This is a genomic window from Candidatus Sulfotelmatobacter sp. (assembly GCA_036500765.1).
Classification (GTDB): Bacteria; Acidobacteriota; Terriglobia; order Terriglobales; family Acidobacteriaceae; genus Sulfotelmatobacter.
The window spans coordinates 397590-412908 of the sequence record DASYBM010000004.1; the positions used below are offsets into that span (position 1 = coordinate 397590).

Sequence of the window (15319 nt, forward strand, 5' to 3'; positions counted from 1 at the left end):
TCGACATACGGAACTCGCCTTCAGGCGCTGGGGCGTTCGCAGCATGAGTCGGAATGTTCTCCTCCAGATTCTCGGCGGCACCAAGTCGTCGCATGCCCTGCGCCGATGGATCAACCTCTGGCCGCCATTTCTTGGCGCTGGCATCCGCGTCCAACATATCTCGCCCGACATGAAGTCCGTCGTCGTCGAGATGAAGCTCCGCTGGTGGAATGCCAACTACGTCGGCACTCATTTCGGCGGATCGCTCTTTGCCATCACCGACGCTTTCTATATGCTCATGCTGATGGCCAACCTGGGCCGCGATTATATTGTCTGGGACAAAGCCGCGAGCATCCGCTACCGCAAGCCCGGTCGAGGCACGGTGCGCGCCGAATTTCGCCTCACCGACGCACAGATCGACGATATTCGTGAGAAGCTACAGACGCTTCCCAAGTACGAGCCCATTTTTACCGTCAACGTGAAAGACGACCAGGGAACTGTGGTCGCCGAAGTAGAGAAGCTGCTGCACATCCGCAAGAAAGAGGCAGTCTCGAATCCGTCGAATCAGCCGCGAAGCGGCGAAAAAATGCAGACCACCGCATAAGCCGGGGCTACTTCGCAGTTGGAACCAGCCCAGAGAGGCGAAAAAGATCACTCGTGTACATCCCCGAACACTTTCGAGTCCGCGATCATGCCGAGGCCGTGGCGTTCATGCGGGCGAATCCATTCGCGATCCTCGTCTCCTCTACTGACGACGGTCCCTTTGCCACGCACGCTCCCTTGGCCATTCGCGAAAACGGAAGGGAATCCGGTGGCCAAGGCGATGACCAGTTGATCGTCCGCGGCCACGTGGCCAAAGCGAACCCGCACTGGCGTTACCTCGAACAGCAACCGCAGTGCATGATCATCTTTCACGGTCCCCATGCGTACGTGTCTCCACAGAACTACACGACGCAAGAAACTGTGCCCACCTGGAATTACGGCGCAGTTCACGTCTACGGCAACGCGCGCGTATTCTCCGCGCCCGACGAATTGCTCGGAGTGCTCCACGAACTGATTCCGATGTTCGAGCCCGCTTACGCCGAACAGTGGGCCAGCCTGAGCGGCACCTACCGCGAACGCATGTTGAGCCACATCGTCGGCTTCGAGATCACAGCCACAAAAATTGAAGCCAAATTCAAGCTCAGTCAGAACCGCACGCGCGAAGAGCAATCGAATGTAATCGCCTCGCTGGGCGCGGACTCCAACACCGAAGTATCGGGAGTAGCGCGCCTCATGCGCGAACAAGGTTTAGGCGTGAAGAAAGAAAGCGAATGAGCGTGTTTCAAAGTTCGTGTGGGGCGGGCACTCCCTTCGGCAAGCTCAGGGCAGGCTCTGTCCGCCAACTCTAACCATGAGCAGGAAAGTTAAGTCGTCGACGAGCTCGACCCTCGCAGGCACTCGCATCCTGGTCGGCCGCGCCCGCCATCAGGCCGGCGCGCTCTCCGCCGAACTGCGCCAGCGCGGCGCAGAAGTAATCGAGATTCCCTTCATCGAGATTCGAAGGCCGAAATCCTTTCAGCCGCTCGATGCCGCCCTGAAACATCTAGCAACGTACCACTGGTTGATCCTGACCAGCGTGAATGGCGTCGAAGCCATGTGGGAGCGAATGGAGAATCTGCATTTGATTCGCGCCAGCGGAAAACTGGAAGGGAGCAATGACCGGGAAGGGCACGACCGGGAAGGGCACGACTTGAGTCGTGCCGTACGGCGCTCTACCGCGAACCCGGCTTTAGCCGCTGGGGGCCGCGTGCGCATTGCCGCCATCGGCCCCGCCACAAAAAACGCTATCGAGCAGCGCGGCGCCAAAGTCGACATCGTCCCCAGAGAATACATCGCCGAATCCGTCGTTCGCAGCTTGAAGAACAAGGTGAAAGGGAAGCGCGTGCTGCTGGTGCGCGCCAAAGTCGCGCGCGACGTGATTCCCCGCGAACTGCGAAAGGCTGGAGCGCAGGTCGACGTAGTGGAAGCTTACGAAACGGTGATACCGAAGTCTTCTCGCACGCGGCTGTGGGTTGCGCTAGAGAATCCAAAAAAGCGACCGCATGTTGTAACGTTCACGAGTTCATCGACCGTGCGCAATTTCATTGAACTCTTGCGCACCCGACCGGCCGTGCGTGCCGTACCCACAATTCTCCGACGAAAGCTTGCTGGAATCCTTATCGCCTCCATCGGTCCTGTTACTTCTGCGACCGTGCGCGAATTTGGTCTGCCAGTCGACATCGCGGCGAAGGAGTTCACCATTCCTGGCCTGGTCCAGGCGATCGTGTCGGCTCTGCGCCAGAATTCCCGTTAGCGAAGGCCGCTGCGAAATCGCTCCAATAGAATCAACACATTAGCGTTAAGTTATTGATAATAGAGTAGCGCGGCGCCGAAGCCGGAACGTCGCAGCGCGCGCAGGCCGGACGCTAGAGTGCCATTTGCGGAGCCGCTAAGGCCTCTAACGCCACGATCTCGCCACTGGCCGACCGAGAAGGTCGTCGAGAAAATGTCAACGCTAAAATCGACCGCCAGACAGAGGGGCTCTTAGCGTTATCAATAACTTAGCTCTAAGTTATTGATAACGTTGAGGCGTAGTATCGTACAATAATGTACGTACAATCGCCTCTACTCTGTCACCGAACAACTGCAATCCGCCGGCACGACGTGCGCGAGCAAAAAGTCGGCCACGCGCTTATAAGCGTCAATCTGGTTCTCCACCCGCGCAAAGCCGTGGCCTTCGTTCTCGTAAACTTTCGACTCCACCGTGCCGCCGCGTTTCTTGATGGCATCGACCACCTGCTGCGTCTCCGATTTCGGGCAGCGCGGATCGTGCCCGCCCGCCAACAGCAGCAGCGGCGCCTTGATCTGGTCGATGAAGTTGATCGGTGAACGATCCTCGTAGAGCGCCTTATTCTTCACCACATCGCCCATGGTCGCAAGATCGGACTGCCGCAGTTCCGGATCTTCGTTTTCAATTTCGGTGAACCAGTTCACGAAAGGAACAATTGGCACGCCCGCGGCCCACACGTCCGGAGCCTTGGTCACGGCCATCATGCTCAGATAGCCGCCGTAGCTTGCGCCCATGACTGCGATCTTCTTGGGATCGAGATGCCCGGTCTGCTTGATCCAATCGACGCCGGCCAGCACGTCCTGCAAATCGCCGCCGCCCATGTCGAACAGATTCGCCTGCTGAAATTCTTTCCCGTATCCCGTCGAGCCGCGGTAGTTGGGAGCGAGCACCATGTAGCCTTGATTGGCGGCGTATTGCACAAAGCGGTTGAACGAGTTCATGGTCTGCGACGTCGGGCCGCCGTGAATGTACACGATCGCCGCATTCTGCCCGTTGCGCGCCATGTTGAAGGGCACGTAGAGAAACGCCGAGATCGTCCACTTACCGTCACGGCTGGGATAATGCACGAGATACGGCTCAACCATGTCTTCCGACCGCACGCCCGCGACCAGCGAATGCGTAATCTGGTGCGACTTGCCGGTGGCCAGAGTGTAGACCCAAAGATCGCCCGGCGCGGTCGGCCCATTGTGGTAATAAAGCAGACGCGATCCATCTTTGGTAAAAGCCGATCGCCCGCCCGCCGGCTCGTTCACGCCTTTCGGAATAGGAAGCGCCGTGGACTTTCCGGTCGCGAGATCGTGCAGGTAGATATCTTCGTTGCCGTCAACATTGGCGGTGAAGGTGAGATGCTTGCCGTCGGGTGAGAACTCTCCGCCATGAATCGCCCACTTATCTTTGGTCAGCCATTTGATTTCGTTGATGCTCCCGGCCTGTGGATCGCCCCGTCTTCCCACCAACAAGAGGCCTATATTGTCGTATCCGTTCGGCGCGTTAGAGGTAAGCAATATAGTCTCAGCGTCCAACATGCCGCGCGTGGAAATGTCGTTAGCCGAGAACCGCTGCTCCCCGTCATGCGGCGTAAGCAGCGTGCTCTTTCCCGTAGCCACATCCGCGATAAAAATATTCGAATCCGTGCCCTTGGCCTGATCCTGCGTGTAGACGATGAACTTTCCGTCCTTCGTCCAGATTGGGTTGTAGTTTCCTTTATCCTGCGGCGTATCTTTTGTGATGTGCTTCACCTCGCGCATCACCATGTCGAAAATGTCGATTTCATACGCCGCCGAAGTTTTCGGCTTCACTTCATACGCAAGGTAGCGTCCATCAGGCGACCATGTAGGACTGAGTTCCGCAATCTCGCGCGTCTGCGTGAGGTTCACGACCTTGCCAGTCTTGGGCGAAACGAGAAAAATATCCCACTGCTCGTCGCCGTCGTAGTCGGACTGATACGCGATCCACTTTCCATCCGGAGACCACGCCGGCGCCGTCTGCCGCTGATCGCTGACGGTGAGCTGCACCGGCCAGCCGCCGTCGGCCGGGACGAGCCACAGATTATTCCGTCCACTCATGTTCGAGATAAAGGCAACGCTCTTGCCGTCTGGCGACCACGTCGGACGCCCAATCTGCCGCGTCATATAAAGCTTCTCAATGGTCAGGCTGCGCGGCTCAACCTCGGCATTGGGCTTGGACGCAACTTGCTTGGGATCGGTAACGGCCTGCGGCGCAGGCAAAGTCTGGGCGGAAGTTTCGGCGACGACAGTGCTCATGAATATGACGATAGCAAAGAGTGAGAATAGGCGCATGGGCGTAGTGGATTCCACGATATCGAAGAAAAGTTTAGCAGAGCCCATGCCGATGTTCTTAGCTCGGATGTCCACAGGTTCGTGATGTTCATTTGTCACAGACAAAAACTCTAAGGTTTGTCATCCTGAGCTTTGCGAAGGATCTATGCATTCGCCGGAACCCAAAACGTACTTCGTCTACATTGTGACGAACCGCTCACAGACGCTTTACACGGGTGTTACGAACAATCTGATCCGTAGGGTACGTGAACACAAACAAGGAATCGGCTGCCATTTTTCCTCGAAATATAAGCTCGACCGACTGGTTTACTTTGAGCGCTTTGAAGACATACGCAATGCCATCGAGCGCGAAAAGCAAATTAAAGGGCTGTTGAGAATCAAGAAAATAGCCCTGATCGTTTCGGTTAATCCTGACTGGAAGGATTTGAGCATCGAATGGTATGAACGCCACCAGTTTCAGCCAGAGCCGGCAAAATGCATAGATCCTTCGCAAGGCTCAGGATGACAAGGTACCTTTCACGACGACAAGGTACTCTCATGGCCACGCGCTACGCCTTCGCATCCTTGTGCATCTCCACCGTGCTCCAGGTCTTATCCTCAGCGTGGCACAGGTTTTCAAGAGCGCACTCGGCGCATTTGGGTTTGCGGGCGATGCAGAGTTTGCGGCCGTGCCAGATGATCTGGTGCGAGAACAGAATCCACTTCTCGCAGGGAAGAATGCGCATCAGATCCTGCTCGATCTTCTGCGGATCGTTCTCGCTGGTAAGTTCCAGGCGCCGCGAGATGCGGTGCACATGGGTATCGACGACGACGCCCACGGCCTTCTTAAACCACGTGCCCAGCACGACATTCGCAGTTTTGCGTGCCACTCCCGGCAAAGTCAGAAGCTTCTCGATATCGTCCGGAACCTCGCCGCCGAACTCGGCGACAATCTTTTTCGCCGCTCCGACGACCGACTTCGATTTGTTGCGGAAGAATCCGGTGGAGCGCACATCGGGCTCGAGTTGTTCGGGAGTGAGCGCGGCGAACGCCGCAACCGTGGGATATTTGCGGAAAAGTTCGGGTGTGACGCGGTTCACATTTACATCGGTCGATTGCGCCGAAAGAATCGTGGCCACCACCAGCTCCCAGGCGCTGCCGTGGGTCAGAGCGCAGGTGACATCGGGATAAAGTTGGTTCAGGCGCTGCAAGATATCGGCGACTCGTTCGGGCGCGACAGGGTTGTAGCCTTTCAGCTTGGGCGCTGCGCTCTTGCGCTCCGGTGGCGCTGACGCCGAGGCCTTGCCTCGGCCTGGACCCCTCGACTCCGCTCGGGGCAGGCTCGCGAATGCGCCCGTCCCCACGCGAGCATTTTTAGTACTGACTTTATCCTGATGGCCGGTTCGAGCGGGGCGGCGTGGAGTCACACCACGAGGCATAATATCTCCTTCGGCCCAACATCTTAACAGCGATGTGCGTCATCCTTCAGCGTCGGCTCATTAATTCGCGACCGCATGCGATTCGTGACATCATGCGCTCGGGCGTCTCCCGGCTAGTCCGTGCACTGACCGTCGGTAACCTGAGTTGGAATTGACGGTTGTTGCGAGCCCCGGTAGTCTGGAAATCATGTAGTCTGGGAATAATTCAGACAGGGAATTCAGCTAGAGTCAGGAATCCAGTGGCGGTGACTTCCATCCAACTCGGGCAAGTGTGGCGCAGTGAAGCCGACGGCCAGGATTACCTGGTCACCAAGGTTTATAGCGAGGTCTTTTCGCAGTTCGCCATGCTGCGCCCCGCCGGAATCACCGCCCCCGACGCGCCCACCGTCCGCGTAAAAGTCGTGAAAGGCCCTCAAGGCGCGACCTTGCCCGGCTACGCGTTTACCCAGGAAGAGTCGTTCTAGAACGGTCGTCGTCAGTCGTTGGTCGTCGGTCGTTGGTCATTAGCCAAATCAACTCTCAGGACAAATCCTTTACACTGATTGCAGCCCTCAGTTTGCAGGTGCGGCGATGTTTTTCGCCGACGACTGACGGCCGACGACCAACGACTGACGACCGACGACCAACGACTGACGACCAACGACTGACGACCGACGACCGAACTCATGACTGAAAAAATTCTCGCCATCTTATTCGTCTTCATCAGCAAAGTCATCGCCGTCACGGGCTACGCAGGAATCACGCTGCTGATGGCAATTGAGTCCGCATGCATCCCGCTGCCTTCGGAATTGATTATGCCGTTTGGCGGATACCTCGTATTCCAGGGCAAGTTCCAGCTTCTTTGGCTGGCCACCGCAGGCGCGATCGGCTGTAATCTGGGGTCGTTGGTCGCGTATGAGATCGGATGTTATGGCGGTCGTCCGCTGGTCGAACGCTATGGCCGCTGGATTCTCATGGGACGCCGCGAACTCGACTGGTCCGATCGCTTCTTCGCTCGCTGGGGATACCTGGCCGTATTCTTCGGGCGCTTGCTCCCCGTGGTCCGCACTTTCATCGCGCTTCCGGCCGGCATCGCGCGCATGCCCCGCGGCCGCTTTCATCTCTATACTTTTCTGGGATCATGGCCCTGGTGCCTCGCCCTTGCATACCTTGGAATGAAGCTGGGCGAAAACTGGCGCGAGTTAGGAAAATATTTCCACAAGTTCGACGCCGTGATCGGCGTGCTGCTGATCGCAGGCGCTGCTTATTTTGTCTGGAGCCACTGGCAGCATCGGATGGGGCGTCAGGCGTCGGGCGCGAGCCCTCAGTAAATTCATCCTCCTGCCCGCCGCCGTGATATAGTCCTCCCGCCCGAAATAAGATCGCAATCTTTCGGCGCTCTGTCAAATCACGCTGACCACAGAATCGGTCAATTTCCACACAAGGGGAGACCCATGCAAGGCAAGAGACGATCCACGGGAGTGAAGGCGGTTCTAGCAGCCTTTGCTCCGGCAATCTTTGCCCTGACGCTGTTTGCGGCGCACGCCGCGGCAGCGCAGGAGAAGGTGCTGTACAGCTTTTCCAACAGCAGTGGATTTACCTTACCCGTAGCGGGAGTGATTTCCGACGCCTCCGGCAATCTGTACGGGACCGCGTTCTACGGCGGCGATAACGGAGTTGGCATGGTATTTGAATTATCACCGTCGGCAAGTGGCTGGAAGCAGACCGTGCTCCATAGCTTCAACACCGATGGCATCGATGGTTATTGGGTGACTGGCGGTTTGATTCTTGATGCTTCCGGCAACCTTTACGGAACCACCGAATTTGGCGGCGCCAGTACGTGCGGCGTCTTTCTCGGTTGCGGGACGATCTTCAAGCTCACCCCTAACGTCGGCGGGGAGTGGACCGAAACCATCCTGTACGACTTTCAAGGCCCGGATGGCTGGGAAGTCCACGCTGGCTTAATTGTTGATGCCGCTGGCAATCTCTACGGCACCACGGCCAACGGCGGCGCCTACAACCAGGGCGTCGTATTTGAGCTGTCGCCCGCTGCCGGCGGTTGGACCGAGAAGACCCTTCATGACTTTACCGGCGGGGCCGACGGTGGCGTCCCCTATGGCAAAGTTCTTCTCGACGCTGCCGGCAATCTCTATGGGATGAACTCCGCTGGCGGCGGCGCCACTCCCGCGTGCAGATACGGGTGCGGCACGGTCTTCGAATTAAGTCCCCCATCCGAATTGAGTCCATCCACGAGCGGAACTTGGAGTTGGAAAGGGCTGCATGATTTCGGCAAGCGCAGCGGCGATGGGCACTATCCCCAGAACGGCCTGATCTTCGATACAAGAGGCAATCTGTACGGATCGACTCTCGAGGGCGGCGGCGGCCAAAACCGGGGAATCGTTTTCCAGTTAGCGCCGAGCGCGGGCGGAAAGTGGACCGAGAAGACCCTGCATAATTTCAACCAAATCAATCAGGACGGGATTAATCCCACCGGCGATCTGATCTTCGACGCCGCGGGTAATCTCTACGGCGAAACCCTGGTCGGTGGATCGAATGGCAAAGGGACAGTCTTTGAGTTGATCCCCACAGCCGGCGAGGGCTGGGTCGAAACCATGCTGCATAATTTCAGCAGCCAAAGCACCGACGGTTCCAACCCTACCTCCGGCGTAATCCTTGATTCCCTGGGCAGTGTTTATGGGACCACGGATTCGGGTGGGGCTTTCGGCGAAGGGACGGTGTTTGAGATCAAACGCTGAGCCGTCTCGTCTGCGGGGACATGAAAGAAGGTCTGGAAAAAAAACGGGTGCAGTTCGGTTTTCCAGACCGAGGGTGTCATCCTGAGCGAAGCCGTTTTTCAGGCGGAGCGAAGGATCTCAGGCTTAACGGGCGCGGCGCGTAAGCAAAATTGCACCACTACCGAAAAAACAGGACGCACCGAAACGCTGCCCAAGTCGGGCGGCGTTTCTTATTTGGCGGTGCTCGCGAAATCTTCAGTCCCATTCGCACCATGAGCATCTAAGAATTCTAGAAAAAAGAAATCATCTTGAAGGAGCGACAATGCAAAAGCGCAAACTTGGAAAAAGCAATCTCGAAGTCTCTGCCCTCGGTCTCGGCTGCATGGGGATGAGTTTTGGTTTTGGCCCAGCCATCGATAAGCAGGAAGGAATTTCGCTGATCCGGACGGCCGTGGACCGTGGGGTCACGTTCTTCGACACCGCCGAAGCCTACGGCCCGTTTACCAACGAAGAACTTGTCGGCGAAGCGCTTTCGCCATTCCGCGGCAAAGTCGTGATCGCCACTAAGTTCGGGTTCAAATTCGATCCGAGCACGGGCAAACAGGCCGGACTCGATAGCCGGCCCGAGCACATCAAAGAAGTCGCCGCCGCTTCGCTCAAGCGGCTCAAGATCGACGCCATCGATCTGTTCTATCAACATCGCGTCGACCCGGACGTGCCTATCGAAGACGTGGCAGGGGCGGTAAAGGATCTGATCCGCGAAGGCAAAGTGAAGCACTTCGGCCTTTCCGAGGCGGGAGTGAAAACGATCCGGCGCGCCCACGCCGTTCATCCCGTCACTGCACTGCAAAACGAATACTCGGTTTGGTTTCGAGAGCCGGAATCGGAGGTAATTCCCATGCTCGAGGAACTCGGCATCGGCTTAGTTGCATTCAGCCCCCTGGGAAAAGGCTTCCTCACCGGCAAGATCAATGCGGAAACGAAATTTGCTCAAGGTGATTTCCGCAACATCGTCCCGCGCTTCGCGCCAGAGAATCGAAAAGCCAATCAGGCGGTAGTCGACTTGCTCGGGACCATCGCCGAGAAGAAGAAGGCAACGCCCGCGCAAATCGCCCTCGCCTGGCTGCTGGCCCAGAAGCCCTGGATCGTGCCGATTCCCGGCACCACCAAGCTTCACCGACTGGAAGAAAACATTGGAGCAGCCGCGATCGAACTTACGCCCGACGATCTGAATCAAATCAACAATGCTGCTGCGAAGATTCCGGTGCAGGGTGCGAGATATCCCGAAGAGTTCCAAAAATTAGTGGGCCGCTGAGCTCTAATCGATCAGGATGGAGGTGCCTATGCCAGCGCGGAACAGTGACATAAGTGACATAACAGAGCGCCTTTCGCGGGATCTGGAAATCAACCTCAGCGTGACCGGCAGAAAGTCAGGCCGTACGATCTCGAACCCGGTCTGGTTCGTCTTCGAGGCCGATAAGCTTTACCTGCTGCCCGTACACGGATCGGACACCGAGTGGTACAAGAACGCACTCAAGAATCCGAAGATTCGGGTCGATGCGCGGGGCGCAGAGGCTGAATTCCACGCCGTTCCCATCACCGATGGCAAACAGGTATCGTCGGTAGTCGAGAAATTCCGCCACAAGTATGGGGCCGGCGATGTGAAGAAATACTATTCAAAGTTTGACGTTGCCGTAGTAGCGCAGATGCCCTCCGCATCAAGCAAATGAAAACGGGTGGCCCACTCAAGCCCGATGTTGGCTTGAGTGGGGATTTTCGCAAAAGAATGTTAAACGTTCGTAACAATCGCTACGGAATTCCTTTATCCTGCCCATCAAAATTTGGAATTAGACTTAATCTCTACAAGATCGATAATGTAGCGTATGGAAACCTTTATTTCAGTTGAGGACTCACACGTAGATGTACTGCACGAGATCGGCGAACGGCTGGGAACGGCCAACGGATTTCACGAAGTTCTGACTCGCGTTGTCGAATTCGCTTCCGCATTGGTGAAGTGCGACTCCTGCCTCATCTATATTCTCGAAGGCGATGAACTGGTGCTGCGGGCTTCGAAGAATCCGCATCCTGATGTCGTCGATCGGCTCAAACTTCGCGTGGGACAAGGCATTACCGGATGGGTCGCCGAGCATCGCGAACCCGTGGCCATTCCCGAAGAAGCGGCGCACGATCCGCGCTTCCAATTCTTCCACGAATTGCCGGAAGACAGCTTCGAGGCGTTCCTCTCCGTGCCGTTAATGTGCCGCGGGAACGTGGTCGGCGTCATCAACCTCCAACACAAGCAACATCATGTTTACCGGCGCCGCGAAATTCGTATGCTCTCAACCGTCGGATTTCTGGTGGGCGCCGAACTGGAATTGGCGCGCCTCGAGGAAGCGAACTCTTCCCTCACGGAACAGTTGCAAACGCGAAAAGTCGTCGAGCGCGCCAAAGGCATCCTACAGCGCGATCTGGGACTCAACGAAGAGCAGGCCTATCTGGCGCTGCAACGCCAAAGCCGCCAGAAGCGCAAGCCCATGAAAGAAATCGCCGAAGCCATCGTGCTGAGTGACGACGTTCGCGGAAATTCGGTCGGCGGCGCAATTTAGCGTTTAGCGTTCTAATTTTCTTAGCGGTTGTCATTCCGGAGTTTTCAACAACAAAATTAAGGGCGGATCGCCGTAACGGCTATCCGCCCTCGGTTCCGCGGTAGAGAATAAAACGGCTACTGCCCCGTCGCCGCAGCCACCGTTCCCGCGTTGGCGATCGGCTTCTCCATCGCACGCGACGGCACCGGGAAGCGGAGCGTCATGCCGAACTCCGGCAGTTGCATGGCGCTGACGTAGCTGCCCTCGGGCGTAGCTTCGAGCAGCAGACGACTCAGGTCGGTTGACTTGGTATCTTCGGTAATGGGCACCAGCATCATGAACCCGGTGCGCGATCCGCTGATCTTGCTCAGGTTCAAGACTGGCGAAATGCCGTTCGTATCGAAGGAGAACTCGTAGTCTCCCGCCGGAAGTGTCGCCGTTCCCCAATGCACCTCATGGCTGAGCGTGAACTTGCCGTGCGCCGGTTCCTGAGCCGAAGCCGGTGTGGGGGCGAAGTTCACAGTGGTTGCCGCCAACAGCGCGGCGTAGGCGAATTTGCGAATAGTGTTCATGGAATCTCCTTAGTTCTTCGCGAGCGTTGTTCGCGGGGAAGAACTCGTCTGAAGAGCACACTACCGGCGGTTAGGGCCGAATGGCGTGGGCTCAGATTTGGGTGGAGATCAACGGGGTCAAAAAGAATTGCATGCCGCAGCACGGCTGGCACGCAAACAGCAGCTTCGCGGACTGGCTGACTGAGCCGCTTGCGAAGTGATTCCACTATGCAACACGACCGGTGCCAGAGTCCAACGCAAAAAATCTATCGCCCCCATTCACACTTTTCGCGGTACTCAAGTAATTTGTCGTGTAGCCATAACCTCGTTTCGCTGCTCCCGTTTGCCAGCATGCACAAGCGTATGCGATTATGAAAATGTGTGGGTGGCGGTGTCGAGCCACCGCCACCTCGAAAGGACGACAAATGTACCAGAAACGCCCCGGCGCCTTCATGGCCGATTGGTGGGATGCGGACGGCCGCCGCCATCGCAAGCAATTCTCTACCTCAGCCGCAGCCCGCGAGCATGAACATCGCGAGACCGCTCTCGCCCACGCCGAGCGCGCCTCCCGCGAGATGAAGCTGGCCGCCCGTACCAGTGTCGCCAAGCCGTCGCGTACAAAGACGAATACCGTCACCAGTAAGCCTGCCTCCAGTGAGCCCGGCACCATTGAGCCCGCCACCGGCAAGCTCGGCATCATGATCCCCGGCATGGGCGCGGTCGCGACGACATTCGTCGCCGGCGTCGAGGCCATTCGCAAAGGCCTGGCTAAGCCCATCGGATCGCTCACCCAGATGGGAACCGTTCGTCTGGGCAAGCGCACCGACGGCCGGTCTCCTAAAGTAAAAGAGTTCGTCCCGCTCGCCGGACTCGACGATCTGGTCTTCACTGGCTGGGACATTTTTGAAGACAACATGTACGAATCTGCCACCAACGCCGGCGTGCTCGATTATCGTTTGCTCGAACAACTCAAGCCATTCCTCTCGTCGATCAAGCCGCGCGCCGCCGTCTTCGATCACAACTACGTCAAGAAGATCGACGGGCCCAACGTGAAGAAGGGCAAAACGAAGATGGACCTCGCCGAGCAGTTGCGCGACGACATCCGCGACTTCAAAAAGACCAGCGGCGCTACCCGCCTCGTCACCATGTGGTGCGGATCGACCGAGTCTTACATCGAGGCCACCGCCGCCCATCAGTCACTCAAGTCGTTCGAAAAAGCGCTGCGCGAGAACGACGAAATGATCGCGCCCTCCATGATCTACGCCTACGCCTCGCTGATGGAAGGCGTGCCCTTCGCCAACGGCGCTCCGAATCTCACCGTCGATCTGCCGGTCATGCTCGAACTCTCCCGCAAGAACGAAGCGCCCATCTGCGGCAAAGATTTCAAAACCGGCCAGACACTAATGAAGACGGTGCTCGCGCCCGCCTTCAAAGCGCGACTGCTCGGCCTCAGCGGATGGTACTCCACCAACATCCTCGGCAACCGCGACGGTGAAGTGCTCGACGATCCCGGGTCGTTCAAAACCAAAGAAGAATCCAAGCTCGGAGTCCTCGAACACATCCTGCAACCCGCGCTCTATCCCGAACTCTACGGAAATATTTTCCACAAAGTGCGGATCAACTATTACCCGCCGCGCGGCGACAACAAAGAAGGCTGGGACAACATCGACATCTTCGGATGGCTCGGCTATCCCATGCAGATCAAAGTCGACTTCCTGTGCCGCGATTCGATTCTCGCAGCGCCCATCGTGCTCGACCTCGTCCTGTTCCTCGACCTGGCCAAGCGCAGCTCCGAGCTGCGCGGCCTCGGCATTCAGGAATGGCTCAGCTTCTTCTTCAAATCGCCCATGACTCCGCCGGGACTTTATCCCGAGCACGACTTGTTCATCCAGTCGATGAAACTCAAAAACACGCTGCGCCACCTGAAAGGCGAAGGCCTGATCACACACCTGGGACTGGAGTATTACGACTGAGGGTCGAGTTCGCTATCGAGATGATTTAGATCGAGATTATTTAGATCGTAAAGCCAGGCTTCCAGCGGATCGACGGGCGACTCGATGTCGCCCACGATCTTAAACACTCCGTCGAGCCGGCCTATGAAATCGTAATCGTCGGTCCGTCCAGCAGGAACGAGTCTGTTAGCCATACAACCCATTCTACTCCGGGCTGTCCAGCGACCCAGAAGAATAGGGCCGCAGCGCCCTTGCCCTCGATTGTCATCCCAACGATTGTCGTCCGAAACGATTGTCATCCCGAGCGAAGCGAGTCGGAGAGCAAAGCGATCCGACCCGCGCAGTCGAGGGACCTTGGGTTAGCACTCGATTTTCGCAGCCGTTTGCATTCCCCGCCCCCAGTGTAAATAAGGACGCGAACTTGAGGCGGTTCATGGCGTCAGCGGTGCAACCCCTCTTGACTTGGTGGATTTTGGCCCGTAGCATCCTCTGCGCAGGTACCGAGCATGGTCGAAGAAAACAAGAAACTCGTTCCTCTTTCAAACCTGAGGCAGGCTTCTCCGCGGTACGCCTCGCCTCTGGCTCTTCAGACTCACGTTATCGACCGGCGGGTATACAAGAACAATACGATAAGTTTGGATGGGTACACATTTTCGAACTGCGTCTTCATCGATTGTCAGCTAACAACATCGAAAGCGAACTTTCGTCTGAAAGACTGTCATGTGCAGAACTGCCAACTGTTCTTCGGTGGCAATGCACTACGGGCCGTAAAGATCTCCTCTATCCTCGTTGGACATTGGATGCACTTGCCGGAAGGCCTCCGTGCAGGACAGGAGCCGGACGGTGGTATCACCGTCGAATGAATCTCGACTGGACAAAGGCGATTGCGGCACGACTGGAGGGAAGAACAGCGGTTATCTGCGCCAGCCTCGTCTTTTGCGGATTTTGCCTCTGGCTCTTTGTTACTCACCCTCTGGCAGCGCCTTGGATCTCAACCTGTCTGATTTTGCTAGTACTCGCGTTGGCGGCAGGAATCGCGCTGCACACCTTGCTCGCCAAGCCGAAGCCCTCCGAACCGGCTGCCCAATTCCTCTTACAACAGATAGGGAACCAACTGGTGTATATGGGAGGATTTCACTCACCAGGGGACCTGGTCCAAATCCTCCGGGAGGCTCACAATATTCAGCCATTGCCGCCGCCATCAGCAGTCGTTCTGGGCTCACTAACTGATACAACGCAATACAAACCACTATCACCGAGCGAGGCTATGGAGCTCCAGCGCCAGGATGAGGCAGAAGTGCAAAGGCTCTTGATTTCGGAGGCTGACAAGATTCGAGAGTCCCTTCAATCGGCTCAACTTGCTGGGGGACAAGCCGAAGACCCGAAGAATCTCGCCGAAAAAACTGAAAGCCCGACGAACTGAGGCATCGGAAGTCTAAAAATTCGCAC

The 15319-nt window shown here is 57.1% G+C and carries 16 protein-coding genes; 12 read left to right on the forward strand and 4 right to left on the reverse strand.

Annotated elements, in window-relative coordinates; genetic code table 11:
• The first annotated feature begins 43 nt into the window (after positions 1-43).
• From VGM18_04430 to VGM18_04440, 3 genes are all read left to right on the forward strand, one after another.
• Entirely contained in the window at positions 44-583 is a 540-nt protein-coding gene (locus tag VGM18_04430) for a DUF4442 domain-containing protein (GenBank protein ID HEY3972226.1), read from the forward strand.
• A gap of 53 nt (positions 584-636) precedes the next feature.
• Positions 637-1296, forward strand: a complete 660-nt coding sequence (locus VGM18_04435; protein ID HEY3972227.1) for an FMN-binding negative transcriptional regulator — start codon at positions 637-639, stop codon at positions 1294-1296.
• 76 nt (positions 1297-1372) lie between these two features.
• Positions 1373-2314, forward strand: a complete 942-nt coding sequence (locus VGM18_04440) for a uroporphyrinogen-III synthase (protein ID HEY3972228.1) — start codon at positions 1373-1375, stop codon at positions 2312-2314.
• A 311-nt stretch (positions 2315-2625) separates the two neighbouring features.
• Here the strand turns inward: VGM18_04440 and VGM18_04445 are convergent, their stop codons facing one another.
• Positions 2626-4698, reverse strand: a complete 2073-nt coding sequence (locus VGM18_04445; GenBank protein HEY3972229.1) for a S9 family peptidase — start codon at positions 4696-4698, stop codon at positions 2626-2628.
• Positions 4699-4795: 97 nt separating this feature from the next.
• Here VGM18_04445 and VGM18_04450 point away from each other — a divergent pair, with 97 nt between their 5' ends.
• Positions 4796-5155: a GIY-YIG nuclease family protein gene (locus tag VGM18_04450; GenBank protein HEY3972230.1), complete on the forward strand. Its 360-nt coding sequence runs from the start codon at positions 4796-4798 to the stop codon at positions 5153-5155.
• A gap of 43 nt (positions 5156-5198) precedes the next feature.
• On the opposite strand, the gene nth is transcribed toward VGM18_04450, so the two are convergent.
• Positions 5199-6068, reverse strand: coding sequence for an endonuclease III (gene nth / locus VGM18_04455; protein HEY3972231.1), 870 nt, complete (start codon positions 6066-6068; stop codon positions 5199-5201).
• 239 nt (positions 6069-6307) lie between these two features.
• Here nth and VGM18_04460 point away from each other — a divergent pair, with 239 nt between their 5' ends.
• The 6 genes from VGM18_04460 (at position 6308) to VGM18_04485 (ending at position 11388) form a co-directional block, all read left to right on the forward strand.
• Positions 6308-6532 carry a hypothetical protein gene (locus tag VGM18_04460; protein HEY3972232.1) on the forward strand — a complete coding sequence of 75 codons (225 nt, stop codon included), beginning with the start codon at positions 6308-6310 and terminating at the stop codon, positions 6530-6532.
• 201 nt (positions 6533-6733) lie between these two features.
• A complete protein-coding gene (locus tag VGM18_04465) occupies positions 6734-7378 on the forward strand; it encodes a DedA family protein (protein ID HEY3972233.1) in 645 nt (214 codons plus the stop codon).
• Between the two features lie 123 nt (positions 7379-7501).
• A complete protein-coding gene (locus VGM18_04470; GenBank protein ID HEY3972234.1) occupies positions 7502-8803 on the forward strand; it encodes a choice-of-anchor tandem repeat GloVer-containing protein in 1302 nt (433 codons plus the stop codon).
• Positions 8804-9104: 301 nt separating this feature from the next.
• Entirely contained in the window at positions 9105-10097 is a 993-nt protein-coding gene (locus tag VGM18_04475; GenBank protein ID HEY3972235.1) for an aldo/keto reductase, read from the forward strand.
• A 28-nt stretch (positions 10098-10125) separates the two neighbouring features.
• A complete protein-coding gene (locus tag VGM18_04480; GenBank protein ID HEY3972236.1) occupies positions 10126-10512 on the forward strand; it encodes a nitroreductase/quinone reductase family protein in 387 nt (128 codons plus the stop codon).
• 153 nt (positions 10513-10665) lie between these two features.
• Complete coding sequence (locus tag VGM18_04485) at positions 10666-11388, forward strand: GAF and ANTAR domain-containing protein (GenBank protein HEY3972237.1); 723 nt, start codon at positions 10666-10668, stop codon at positions 11386-11388.
• Positions 11389-11504: 116 nt separating this feature from the next.
• On the opposite strand, the gene VGM18_04490 is transcribed toward VGM18_04485, so the two are convergent.
• Positions 11505-11939: a hypothetical protein gene (locus tag VGM18_04490; GenBank protein HEY3972238.1), complete on the reverse strand. Its 435-nt coding sequence runs from the start codon at positions 11937-11939 to the stop codon at positions 11505-11507.
• Between the two features lie 677 nt (positions 11940-12616).
• On the opposite strand from VGM18_04490, the gene VGM18_04495 reads away from it, so the two are divergent.
• Positions 12617-13891, forward strand: coding sequence for an inositol-3-phosphate synthase (locus tag VGM18_04495; protein ID HEY3972239.1), 1275 nt, complete (start codon positions 12617-12619; stop codon positions 13889-13891).
• Here the strand turns inward: VGM18_04495 and VGM18_04500 are convergent.
• On the reverse strand, positions 13882-14064 hold the full coding sequence (locus VGM18_04500) for a hypothetical protein (GenBank protein HEY3972240.1): 183 nt from the start codon (positions 14062-14064) through the stop codon (positions 13882-13884). The genes VGM18_04495 and VGM18_04500 overlap by 10 nt on opposite strands.
• Positions 14065-14729: 665 nt before the next feature.
• Between VGM18_04500 and VGM18_04505 the strand changes: the two genes are divergently transcribed.
• Positions 14730-15293, forward strand: a complete 564-nt coding sequence (locus VGM18_04505) for a hypothetical protein (protein HEY3972241.1) — start codon at positions 14730-14732, stop codon at positions 15291-15293.
• Positions 15294-15319 lie beyond the last annotated feature (26 nt).